The following is a 10,812-nucleotide window of genomic DNA, read 5'->3' as shown; positions in this document are numbered from 1 at the left end:
CGCAGCTACATGTCTCATCAGCAGTTCACATGGCAGCCACCTCGCAGGCTGCTAGACTGGCCAGGTTTCTCCTGGCACACCGAAGATCGCAGATTGGTGTAGGTTGGGCCGACGCAGGAGGCCCAACAATCAAAGCGTTAGGCTAGCCGCCATGTTGGGCTTCGTACCTCAGCCCAACCTACGCAGAATTTCTTCACAGTCTCGCTCGCTCGCCCACCCTGGCTGCCCCTCTACTGGCTGCCCCCTATCGTGGGCGTCGGCGGCGAGGTGTCGCATGGGGGGTGCCCGGAGCAGGGGGGGTCGCCCGCGAGCGGGCTCCTACGGGGCGACGCTCGGGTAGGGGACCGTTCGCGGGCGACTCGTCCGTTTTGGAGCCCGCGGGAAACAGCTTCTGGACGGGCGCTTACGCGGGCTCCTGCAGGGTCCGGCGCGGACTGGAAAGTTGCAGCTCGGTCGATCCTGGCTTGGCGGGGCGATCGTCGAGGCTGCGGGACGATCGCGGGGCCTCGCAAGGTCCGCTCAGCGAACGATATCTTGCGTGGTAGTAGAGCCCAACCAGCCCGGCGATGATCCCAGATGCGGCGGCCATTCCAAGCGCCCAGCGGGGGCCGAACTGGTCCGCGACCCGGCCGGCAATGAGCGCGCCGACCGGTGTGCTGCCCAGGAGGATGGCGAGGAAGATCGCCATGACCCGGCCGCGCATCAGGGGGTCGGTCGAGAGCTGCAGGAAGCTGTTGGTCGAGGTCGTGAGGGTCTGGGCCGCGACGCCGACGAGCACCAGGACGATGGCGAACAAGGCCGCATTTGGCATCAGGGCGGCCAGGGCGGAGCCCAGTCCGAAGAGCCCGGCGGCGGCGATCAGAAGCTGGAGACTTGGCCTGGACCGGCTGGCCGCGAGCAGCGCGCCCGCGACCGAGCCGATGGCGATCGCGGAGGTCAGGAGCCCATATTGGCCGGGACCGCCGTCGAAGACGACGACGGACATGGTCGAGATGAAGATCGGGAAGTTGAGCCCGAAGGTGCCGACCAGAAGGAGCGCGAAGAGCGCCAGCTTGAGCTCGGGCCGCCGCCAGACATAGCGGAAGCCGTCCGCGAGGCTGCCGCGGGTCTGCATGGCGCGGTCGCTGACGTGCAGCTGGTCCGCACGCAGCAGGCCCAGGGAGAAGAGCACGGCCGCGTAGGACACCGCGTTGACGAGGAAGGCCCAGCCGGATCCCACGGCGGCGATGACGAGACCGGCCACGGCCGGCCCGACCATGCGTGCGGAGTTGAAGGACGCGGAGTTGAGCGCGACGGCGTTGGAGAGGTGATCGTCGCCCACCAGCTCGGCGACGAAGGTCTGGCGGGCGGGGGCGTCGAAGGCGGCCACGCAGCCGAGCAGGAAGGCGAAGACATAGACCTGCCAGAGCGCGACGACGTCGAAGACGGTCAGGAGACCGAGCCCCAGCGCAAGCAGGCCCATGCTGCCCTGAGTGATCATCAGCAGTCGGCGGCGATCGCAGTGATCGGCGGCGAAGCCCGTCCAGGGCAGCAAGAGGAGCTGGGGGCCGAACTGGAGCGCCATGACGATGCCGACGGCGGTCGCGTTGTGAGGGGTCAGCTCGGTGAGCACGAGCCAATCCTGCGCCGTGCGCTGCATCCAGGTGCCGACGTTGGAGACGAGTGCGCCACTGGCCCAGACGCGGTAGTTGTAGCCGCGCAGCGAGCGGAAGGTGCCTCTCATGTCGAGGCCCTCGTGGTGCTGCGAGCTGGGGAGGTTGACTGCAGTGAGACGGTACAGCGGGTACGGCAGAGGTCCTTCATGACGCCATTATTGGGGCAGTTGGCCGCAGTCGCCATGGGGTGGCGCCTCGCCAGGCCATGGCGAGCCGATCGGCCAGGCAGAGCGGCCAGCCGGCGCTTTGCCGCGCTTTTCGGCTCCTGACGCCTTCACCTGCCGAGTGAGTCCAAAGGCGATTTCCAGGGAAGCTCAGACCAGAGAGGAGGTCGAGGCGCCGGCTTCATCGCTCGGCCGAGCGACCTCGGGTCGGGTCAGCCGCTCAATCCGTGGGCGCGGCGCCCCGCCGCGACTGAGGCGGTCGGAGCTGATCCGTCGCGCCGGGGCGGCGCTCCCACGCAATGGCTGCCCGATGGCGCCTGATCGAATCGCCTTTGGTAAGAAGACGCTCGGAAATCGGCTAAAGCACCTGAAAGCAGCTCCAGAACCATGCTCTCGGCTGGCTGTTGCTGGCTGGCAGCGCGTTCTAGAATCAACCGTCAGCCATGTTTCCGGTAGCCAAACCATGCCCTCCAACAAGCGCCTGGAAGATCTGAAGGTCTTTATCTCCAACCGAGACAGCCGCTGTGATGCGTGCAATGAAGCACTTGGCCGGCATGCCTGGATCAGGCTCGAAGGCGACGGACGCGCCATCTGCCTGGCTTGCGCCGACCTGGACCACCTGGTGTTTCTTCCATCGGGGGACGCGGCCCTCACACGCCGCACGCGCAAGCACTCACGCCTTTCCGCAGTGGTCCTCAAGTGGAGTCGGGCGCGCCAACGCTATGAGAGGCAGGGGCTTCTGGTCGAGGACAAGGCCCTCACCCAAGCGGAGCTGGAATGCGCCGCGGATGCCAAGACTCGCGCCGCGCGGCGGGAGCAGGCCGCAGAGCGTCGCGCCGAGCTGGATCAGGCCTACATCGAGCGGTTCGCCAGCCGTGCTCGCGAGCTGTATCCCGGCTGTCCCGAGGGGCGCGAGCAGGAGATTGCCGAGCACGCCTGCCGCAAGTACAGCGGACGTGTGGGGCGCAGCGCCGCCGCAAAGGCATTGGACGACGACGCTCTGCGGCTCGCGGTCATGGCGCACATCCGCCATGCGGAGACGCCCTATGACGACCTGCTCGTGCGGGGCGTCGAGCGCGGCGAGGCTCGCGAGCGTGTCAGCAACCAGGCCGCTGCCGTGCTGGAAGAGTGGCAGCGCGGGGCAGGGCCCAGCACGCCGAGCACGACCGATCCATAAGGCCGCACCCGATCACGCCTCCGGGCCTGCTGCTCCACCCGCCAGCCGCGTCAGCATCTCTTGCAGGGCCTTGAGATTGATCGGCTTGGTCATGTGCTGGTCGAAGCCGGCCTCCAGGGCTTGGCGGCGGTCTTCTGCCATGCCGTAGCCGGTGAGCGCGCAGAGTCGGATGTCGGCCAGGTCGGCATCCTCGCGCACGGCGCGGGCGAGGTCGTAGCCGCTCATGTCGGGGAGGCCGATGTCGCAGAGGCCGATGTCGGGCCGCCAGTCGCGAAGCCGCTCCAAGGCTAGGGTGCCGTTTTCGGCGACCTTGGCATCATGCCCGAGCGCCTTGAGCAGGGCGAGCAGCGAGTCGGCCAGGTCCGCGTTGTCCTCGACGATGAGGATGCGACTGGCGGAAACCGCCGCGGGCAGTGCTTTAGGCTCGAGCTGGGAGGGCGCCGCGATGCGTGGCAAGCGCACGACCAGCTCCGAGCCAGCGCCCAGGCCCGCGCTGTGGACCTCGATCGAGCCCTGATGCAGCTCGACGATCCCCTTGGCCAACGAGAGCCCAAGCCCCAGGCCGCTGGAGGGACGATCGGGATGGCGCACGTCCTGCCGAAAGGGCTCGAAGATGCTCGCGATCATCTCGTGCCGGATGCCTAGGCCGGTGTCGCGCACGGCGACCACGGCCTCCTGGCGCTCCCTGCGCAGCTCGACCTCGATGCGTCCCGGCGGCTCGGTGAACTTGACGGCGTTATCGATGAGGTTGCTGAAGACCTGCACAAGCCGAACCGAGTCGCCGTCGACATAGAGCGGCTGGTCCGGTAGCGCGGCACTCAGCTCGAGCCCTGCGCCGTCGCACAGACCGAGATGGTCTTGGACGACGCCATGCAGCAGGCCCCGCAGCTCGACGCTCGCCTTGCGCAAGGAGATCTTGCCGCGGTTGATGCGGGAGACATCCAGCAGGCCATCGATGAGCCGAGTGGTGTGGGTGATCTGACGCTGCAGGATGTCGTGGGCCTTGGCCAGATGGGGCTTGCCGTCGTGATGGAGATTGACCATCTCGGCGGCGTTCTGGATGGAGGCGAGGGGGTTGCGCAGCTCGTGGCCGAGCATGGCGAGGAACTCGTCCTTGCGCCGATCGGCCTCGCGCAGCTGCTGCTCGGCGTCGCGCCGCTCGGTGATGTCGGTATTGGTGCCGAACCAGCGCACCACGGCGCCCTTCTCGTCATGGATCGGGATGGCGCGCGAGAGGAACCAGCGGTAGCGGCCGTCCGCGCCACGCAGCGGAAAGGTGTCCTCCCAGATCTCGCCGGTGCGGAAGCAGCGGCTGATCTTCTCGACGACGGGCTCGAGATAGTCCGGGTGGTGGACCTTGCGCCAGGCCCAGCCCTGCATCTCTTCGAGCGTGGTGCCCGTGTATTCCATCCAGCGCTTGTTGTACCAAAAGATCCAGCCTTGGCCGTCCGCCATCCAGGCGAGCTGGGCCATGTTGTCCGCCAGGGTGCGAAAGCGCTCCTCGCTGGCGCGCAGGGCGTCCTCGGTCTCGCGCACGGCGGTGACGTCCAGTACGGTGCCGACGAAGCGCAGCGGCTGCCGCCCGGCAAAGGTCGTGCGCCCCGTCGCAGACACCCAGCGCATGCGTCCGTCTCTGCGGCTCAGCACCCGGTACTCGACATGGTAGACGCCGTCGCCCGCGGGGTCGCGCGCGCGCTCGAAGGCGGCGCGGACGCAGTCGCGATCGTCCGGGTGCAGACCCTCGAACAGCAGATCATAGGTGACGGGCTCATCCTCACCGATGCCCCAGATCTCGCGGGTACGGGCATCCCAGTCGATGGTGCCGGCGGTCAGGTCGTGGTCGAAGATGCCCAGGCCGGCGGCATCCTTGGCCATGCGCAGGCGCTCCTCGCCCTCCTCGATCGCGCGGGCGCTTTCCTTGAGGTCTGTGATGTCCAGCATCATGCCGAGCAGCCGGCGCACGCGGCCGTCGGCGTCGCGCTCCAGGGGCTTGGCAATCTCGCGGACCCAGATCCAGCGGCCGTCACGGTGCCGGATGCAGGTCTCCGTCTTGTGCACCTCGACCCGCCCGGCGTGCAGGTCGCGCTGCTCGGCCTGGTAGCGCGCACGATCATCCGGATGGATCTGCTGCTCCAGCCAATCCAGGAAGCCGTGGTAGGGCGGCAGCTCGTCCGGCTGGTAGCCGAGCAGCTGCGACCATTGGGGGCTGAGAAAAGTCGCGTCGTCGAGCGGAAGGCGGTACTCGTAGATCCCGCCGCGGGCGGCCTCCCAGGCCAGGTCCAGCCGGCGGTTCTTGGTGGCCAGCCGCTGGTAGGCGGATCTCAGCTCGGTGACGTCCGTGAAGGTGACGACCACGCCCTCGATCCGCGCGGACTCGGTGCGATAGGGCAGGACCTGGCGGGTGATCCAGCGGCCATCGCGGGCCGCCAGGTCGCGCGCCGGGGTCGCAGCCTTGCGCAGCACGGCCTGGGCCTCCTCGACGAGGTCATGCTGAAGCAGCTCGCGCGCGATGCTGTCGACGTGGCGGCCGAGCGCGCCGTCGTCAATGTCGAGCAGCTCGGTCGCGGCTGGTGTGAAGCGTTTGACGCAGAGCGATTCGTCGAGAAAGAGGGTCGCGATCTTGGTGCTGGCGAAGAAGTTGCTGAGGTCGTCGTGCGCCTCTTGGAGCTGCTCGACCTTCTCGCGCAGCTGGGCGTTGAGGGTGATGAGCTCCTCGGTCGTGGCCTCCAGCTCCTCGTTGGCGGACTGGAGCTCCTCGTTCATGGTGAGCGTCTGCTCGTTGGAGGAGCGCAGCTCTTCGTTCGAGGTCTCCAGCTCTTCGACGGTATTGATCAGATCCTCGCGCGTGGCGCGCAGCTCGTCCTCGAGGTCGGCGACGAAGAGCCGCTGCTCGCGGCTCATGCCTTCGCGGACCGGCGGCGCGGGCGGCTCGCTGACGTCCTCGAAGCTCAGGATGACGGCGCCTCCGTCGAGATCCGACGCCGGCGAGACGGTAATGCGGACATGGGTGGACAGACCGGCCTCCGGGCTCGAGCGCGCCACCACGGTCGCGCAATCACGCCGGCATTTGTAGATGGCGGCGCGCGTGCGCGTGGCCAGCTCCGGGCGGATGAGCCGCTTCAGCTCGAGCCCTGAGGTCTCGCCTTGCGGAAAGCGCAGGTAGGGGCCGACCTCGCCATGCACATAGGAAATGGTCCCGTCTTCCAAGACGACCACGGCCGGCGGCACGCGGGACTTGAGAATGGCCTGGCGGGTGCGGCTCGCGTCGCTGGCCGCGCTCTTCGCCATCGCGGGCGGCGACGCCTCGCGCGCGGGCAGCGCCCGCAGTCTCGGGGCACGGACCAGGGCGGGTGGCGCGGCCGAGCCGGACTTGCGATAGATACGCCAGCGTTTGGAGAGCGTGGAAAAGAGATCGCGCAGCGGAGCGGTCGACTCCGCCGGGCCGAGGAAGAGACAGCCGTCGGGGCGCAGGGCGAAGTGCAGAGCCCGCAGCGTCTGTTTCTGGGTGTCGGCGCGCAGATAGATCAGCAGGTTGCGGCAGCTGACCAAGTCCATGCGCAAGAAGGGCGAGTCCTTGGCGAGGTCATGGGCCGCGAGGGAGAGGATCTCGCGCAGCGGCGCCCGCACCTGATAGCCGCGCGCGTCGAGCGGATCGAAATGGGCCCGCAGGCGCTCCTGCGGGATGCGCGCGGCGATGGAGGGCGGATAGACACCGGCCCGGGCGCTCTCCAAGGCGGCCTTGTCGACATCCGTGGCGAAGATCTGGAAGGCGGGGCGCCGGCCTTGGGCGGCGGCGGATTCGAGCAGCTCGATGGCAATGGAGTAGGCCTCTTCGCCGGTCGCGCAGCCAGGGACCCACACCCGGATGGGCTGGTCCTCCTCGGCGCGGGCGACCAGCGGGTCGATCACCGTCTCGCGCAGGACCTGGAAGGCCTCGGGGTCGCGGAAGAGCTCGGTCACCGTGATGAAGAAGTCCCGCACCAGGGCGCGCTGCTCGGCCGGCGTCTGCCGCAAGCGCTTCAAGTAGTCGGCCCAGGCGTCGCAGCCCAAGATCGCCATGCGGCGCAGCACGCGGCGCTGGATGGTCGCGGGCTTGTAGATGCGCAGATCGAAGTCGACCTCCGAGCGCAGGGTCATCTCCAGCTCGGTCAGGGCGGCTTCGTCGAGCTTGGTTTGGCCCTTGGCGGGCTTCGCCGTTGGGGCGCATTCGGGATCGGCCTCCAGCGCGATGCTGGCAAAGCGCTCCAATGCCCGCGGCATGTCGCGGATCTCGAGCACCAGATCGGAGATGTCCGTGTCGATGGCACTCTGCGGCATGCCGCGCTGCCGGCAGGTGCTCGGATCCTGCACCAGCACCAGGCCACCGGCGGACTCGATATCCAAGATGCCGCTGCTGCCGTCGCTGCCCGCGCCTGAGAGGACGATGCCGACCGCGCGCGGACCGTATTCGCGGGCCAGCGAGCGAAAGAGATGATCCACCGGCAGCCGCAGCCCGCGCCGGAGCTCGGGCTCGGTGATCTGGAGGCGGCCATCGCTCACCCCCAACGCTGTGTTGGGCTGGATGACGTAGACGTGATTGGGCGCGATGGGCGCATCCTGCGCGGCCTCCTGAACGCGCATGGTGCTGGACGGGGCAAGGATCTCCGTCAGCAGGCTCTTGTGCGTCGGATCCAGATGCTGGACCAGGAGAAAGGCCATGCCGCTGTCGTCGGGCAAGGCCGCGAGCAGTTGGCGAAAGGCATCCAGGCCACCCGCAGAGGCGCCGACACCCACGACCAGGCGTGGCTGCAATTCGTGCTGGATCATCGACATCGCCGCTCGCTGGGGACAGGACTCTTAGGCAGGCGCCCGCGCGGTCACCTGCCTGGGTCTGAGTCCGCGATCATGCCGCGATCGCGAGTGAGCCGCAATCGCCTCGGCGTGCGCCCTTCAGCCGCCGCCTTGGTCGCGCCAATCACCGCCCCAGGGATTGCCGAAAGGGTCCGGCTCCATGGTGAACGCGTCGTCCGGAGCTGGCTCAAGCCAGACGTCGTCGGGGTCTACGTCCGTCCATTCCCACTCGGAGAGCGGAAAGGCTGCGGGGATCTCGGGCTCGGCGGGCTCGTCGTCCGCTGTCACGGCCGCGACGGGAAGGGACCAGTCGGGTCGCGCGTCCCGAGATCCTGCCCGACCCGGCTCCCAGTGCGCCGTCAGGGGGCCAGCTGAATCCGTGCGCTCGCCCGCGGGCCGAGCGTCCGTTTGCGATCCTGCGGTAACAGGCTCCTCATGGGAGAGGCTCGCGTCGATTGGATCGGCGTCGAGCCCCATGATCGCCCAGAAGGCGCCGACCCACAGGGCACCGAGCACGGCGAGCAGAGTCAGGATTGTGCGCATGATTGGGCTCCTTGAGGGAAGTCCGCCGGATTGGGTCGAGTGGATGAGGGTGAGCGAATCCATCAAGCCTGGCGCTGGTGGACTGCGCTGCGCTTGTCCACCCTAGGTGACTAGGTGACCAAACCTTCTGGCTCCCAGGCTCCAGCGTCGCGTCGCGCCCCACGCCGGAGCTGGCGGACGACCCCATGGCCAAGGTCCTATTCCTTGACCTCCACCGGCCCGGGCTCCTCTACGTCGGAGCGCTTGGGCGCCTTCTCCCAGACGGCATCCGGCTCGACGCGCTCACCGGCGGGCAGATAATCCAGGCGGGCCGTCACGACGTGACCGGAGCGCTCGTCCTTGGCGTGGGCCTCGTGATCCATGATCGACTTGCGCGACGCGTGGCGCATGCAGCCACCCTGCACCACCGCCGCCGGGTCGCGCTTGCGCGCACCGAGATCGACATAGCCGCACTCGAAGTGGAGCACCTTGACCTCAGGATCCTCCGACTTGAAGGGCGAGTAGGCGTTGCCGCGACCGCGGATCTTGTCCACCGGCAGGACCTTCTGCGCACGGCGGCTCGCGGCATAGCTCGGCCAGTCGTAATCGAAGCCGACGGCCTCGCCGTCGTTGGCGAAGATCACCGCGATCTTGGAGCCGCCGCCGACCACGGGCAGCCCATTGACGCTGCGCGCGAAGACGATGGTGCTGGCGTGGACCAGCTCGGGGTCCATGGGCGCGTCTTCGCGAGCCGCACCGCCGCCGGTCACCTCGACCTCGGTGAAGTAGGGCACCAGCTCCTCGCCCGGACCAAGCGGCACCAAGCCAGCGAGGTGCTCGGCGATGAATGCGCGGCCGCGCTCCTCCAGCTCTTCCTTGCTCATGCGCTCTTCGAGCGGGCGGGCCAGATCCGACGTCTTCTCCAAATAGGGGTAGTTGCGGTAGCGCACGCTGGTGCCGTCGCCGTAGACGTTCATATACCAGCCTTCGTCGCTGACGAGGGAGGTGCGCTCCTCGGTGACCTCGCGCTGGAAGCGGTCGCTTGTGAAGACGCCCGGGAGGCGACCGTGGAGCCGGTCGAGCAGCTCGGCGGAGACCTTTTCCGCGCCAGGCCCCGGAAGCCGCTTCAAGAGGGCTAGTTTCTCGACGCCGAGGCCGACCTTGGCGGAGCGCTCCTCGGAGGCGATGCGCTCGGGGAAGTTGGCGGCGAGCGCCACGGGGCCCGCGCCGAGCAGGAGGGCTGACAATAGGGCCGAAAGGACGCGTTTGGTGGTGTGCTGGGTGCTAGCTGTCATGGTCGTCATCTCTCTGGATCGAATTGGGAAACCGCTTGGATTCGGGTACCGCTGAACGGATTAGAGGTTGTTCCAGTAGCGGTAGCAGTAGTAGTTGATGGCGCCGTCGCGCAGCCGGCCGTAGGAGGTGTAGTTCTGCCACTTCATGTTGTCGCGGCGGCTGGCGCAGTTGGACGAGCTGGTCCCGGTGGCCATGACCGTGACGTCTTGGCTGGTCGCCCAATCCGAGTTGGCGTCCTTCCAGGCGTACTTGAGGGTGTGGCTTTTCTGCATGTTGTCGGCGAAGTCCTCGCCGGTCTCGTCCGTGGTGATGGAGTCGTAGAGCTTGTCGTGACTGCCGAGGGCGATGCGCAGCCCGCCGCGGAAGATGGGTCCCATGCGGGTCCACATCCGGCCGTCGTTGAACTTGAGGGTCTCGCAGGCGTAGGTGGCGAGGATGCTGAGTCCGTAGGACTCGTCGCCGAGACGCATGTAGCGGGAATCGGCCAAGAGCCCGTCGTCCCACATGGCCCAGACCGAGCGCGTGGACCAGCCGCCGCCGTGGGTGCTGGCATAGAAGAGGTTGACGTTGTCCAGGGTGAGCTGGTCGCCGCCGGTCTCCCACCACCACTTGGCGTTGTGCAGGTTGTAGTAGAAGATCTTGTAGTCGGTATCATCCAGCTCGTTGTTGAACCAGCTGCAGCGCTTCCAGACGTGGGGAAGCTTGTCCTGCCAGTTGTTCTGATAGTCGGACTGGCATCCGGTGCCAAAGCGTGCGGCCGCGTCCGCCTGAAGGGCCGTGCCCAAGGCGAGCCCACAGGCAGTGATCAGAGTGAGGGAGTGCTTGAGTGTCGCTTTCATGGTTACCTCGTCAGTGCGTGGTCGGTGGTTTGCGATCGGCGGGGACAGCTCGATGGCGCCGGTCTTGAGGCAACGCGCTGTTTGCAGAACACCTGCCAATTCTTATCACATTGTTTCCAAAAACTTTTTTTGACTTCTCCGCCGCATCTCCACAGGATTGGGCCGACCGCACTGACCCGACCGGCTCAGACTGGACTGGCGCATCGACGACGCCCGCCACGGCTGAGACCGAGCAAAATGCACCTAAGCACCCGGAGAGTAAGCCGGGTCCTTGCCGCCGTTTAGGCCGAAGTTGGTGTTCTCTGTTTGCCGCCTGGTTTCCCGGCGGT

6 protein-coding genes are annotated in these 10,812 nt (G+C 67.5%); 1 reads left to right on the top strand and 5 read right to left on the bottom strand.

Annotated elements, in window-relative coordinates; translation table 11 throughout:
• Positions 1 to 403: 403 nt before the first annotated feature.
• On the bottom strand, positions 404 to 1,723 hold the full coding sequence (locus tag G3446_RS24340) for an MFS transporter (protein ID WP_164456206.1): 1,320 nt from the start codon (positions 1,721 to 1,723) through the stop codon (positions 404 to 406).
• A 559-nt stretch (positions 1,724 to 2,282) separates the two neighbouring features.
• On the opposite strand from G3446_RS24340, the gene G3446_RS24335 reads away from it, so the two are divergent.
• Positions 2,283 to 2,996: a DUF2293 domain-containing protein gene (locus G3446_RS24335; RefSeq protein WP_209262614.1), complete on the top strand. Its 714-nt coding sequence runs from the start codon at positions 2,283 to 2,285 to the stop codon at positions 2,994 to 2,996.
• Between the two features lie 12 nt (positions 2,997 to 3,008).
• Here G3446_RS24335 and G3446_RS24330 read toward each other — a convergent pair whose 3' ends face one another.
• From G3446_RS24330 to G3446_RS24315, 4 genes are all read right to left on the bottom strand, one after another.
• Positions 3,009 to 7,802 (bottom strand): chemotaxis protein CheB, encoded by a 4,794-nt coding sequence (locus G3446_RS24330; protein WP_164456202.1) that lies wholly within the window; start codon positions 7,800 to 7,802, stop codon positions 3,009 to 3,011.
• Between the two features lie 123 nt (positions 7,803 to 7,925).
• Complete coding sequence (locus G3446_RS24325; RefSeq protein ID WP_164456199.1) at positions 7,926 to 8,369, bottom strand: hypothetical protein; 444 nt, start codon at positions 8,367 to 8,369, stop codon at positions 7,926 to 7,928.
• Positions 8,370 to 8,566: 197 nt separating this feature from the next.
• Positions 8,567 to 9,643: a hypothetical protein gene (locus tag G3446_RS24320; protein ID WP_164456197.1), complete on the bottom strand. Its 1,077-nt coding sequence runs from the start codon at positions 9,641 to 9,643 to the stop codon at positions 8,567 to 8,569.
• 60 nt (positions 9,644 to 9,703) lie between these two features.
• Positions 9,704 to 10,483, bottom strand: a complete 780-nt coding sequence (locus G3446_RS24315) for a DUF6345 domain-containing protein (RefSeq protein ID WP_164456195.1) — start codon at positions 10,481 to 10,483, stop codon at positions 9,704 to 9,706.
• Positions 10,484 to 10,812: the final 329 nt, after the last annotated feature.

This window comes from Thiorhodococcus minor (assembly GCF_010820565.1).
GTDB classification, from domain to species: Bacteria; Pseudomonadota; Gammaproteobacteria; order Chromatiales; family Chromatiaceae; genus Thiorhodococcus; species Thiorhodococcus minor.
This window is presented reverse-complemented; position numbering and strand designations above follow the sequence as displayed.